The following is a 1,155-nucleotide window of genomic DNA, read 5'->3' on the forward strand; positions in this document are numbered from 1 at the left end:
TGACCTGCCCCCAGTATTAGATACAACTATCAGTTAGTAATGTCGGTTTGTTTACCTTCACATTTTTCATTTCGCCACCGTGCTGCAAACTCTGATGGCGTCTGATAATTCAGTGCTGAATGTGGACGACACTCGTTATAATCCTGCCGCCAGTCATTAATAACTTTCCTGGCGTGAACGATATCGCTGAACCAGTGCTCATTCAGACATTCATCGCGAAATCGTCCGTTAAAGCTCTCAATAAATCCGTTCTGCGTTGGCTTGCCCGGCTGGATTAAGCGCAACTCAACACCATGCTCAAAGGCCCATTGATCCAGTGCGCGGCAGGTGAACTCCGGCCCCTGATCAGTTCTTATCGTCGCCGGATAGCCTCGAAACAGTGCAATGCTGTCCAGAATACGCGTGACCTGAACGCCTGAAATCCCGAATGCGATGGTAATTGTCAGGCACTCCTTCGTGAAGTCGTCCACACAGGTCAGGCACTTGATCCTGCGACCGGTGGCGAGCGCGTCCATGACAAAATCCATCGACCAGGTCAGATTGGGCGCCGCCGGGCGGAGCAGCGGCAGACGTTCTGTTGCCAGCCCTTTACGACGTCGTCTGCGTTTTACGCCCAGCCCTCTCAGATGATAAAGGCGGTACACGCGCTTGTGATTAACATGAAGGCCTTCACGGCGCAGTAACTGCCAGATGCGGCGGTAGCCAAAACGCCTGCGCTCCAGTGCCAGCTCAGTGATGCGCCCTGATAAATGCGCATCAGCCGCCGGACGCTGAGCCTCATAGCGGCAGGTCGATAGGGACAAACCAGTAAGCTGGCAGGCACGACGTTGCGACAGACCGGTCGCATCACACATAAACTCAACGGCTTCCCGCTTCTGGTCTGTCGTCAGTACTTTCGCCCCAGAGCCACCTGAAGTGCTTCCTTATCCAGCATGGCTTCGGCAAGCAGCTTCTTGAGTCTTGCGTTCTCTTCCTCAAGCGACTTCAGGCGCTTAACCTCGGGCACCTCCATACCGCCATACTTCTTACGCCAGGTATAAAAGGTGGCATCGGAAATGGCGTGCTTGCGGCAGAGCTCACGGGCAGAAACCCCGGCTTCAGCTTCGCGGAGGATACTGATGATCTGTTCATCGGAAAAACGCTTCTTCATGTGGA

Annotated in this window: 1 protein-coding gene; it reads right to left on the minus strand. The window is 54.2% G+C overall.

The features are described 5' to 3' along the window. Nucleotides 1-29: 29 nt before the first annotated feature. Nucleotides 30-1,150 (minus strand): IS3 family transposase gene (locus tag ACJBF3_RS26005; protein WP_088475248.1). Its coding sequence is split into 2 segments (ribosomal slippage): nt 30-892 and nt 892-1,150, totalling 1,122 coding nucleotides; the frame shifts between segments, so codons are not numbered across the junction. Between the last annotated feature and the right edge of the window lie 5 nt (nt 1,151-1,155).

Source organism: Enterobacter sp. PP-008-ECC_S150, assembly GCF_045257065.1.
Classification (GTDB): Bacteria; Pseudomonadota; Gammaproteobacteria; order Enterobacterales; family Enterobacteriaceae; genus Enterobacter; species Enterobacter chengduensis.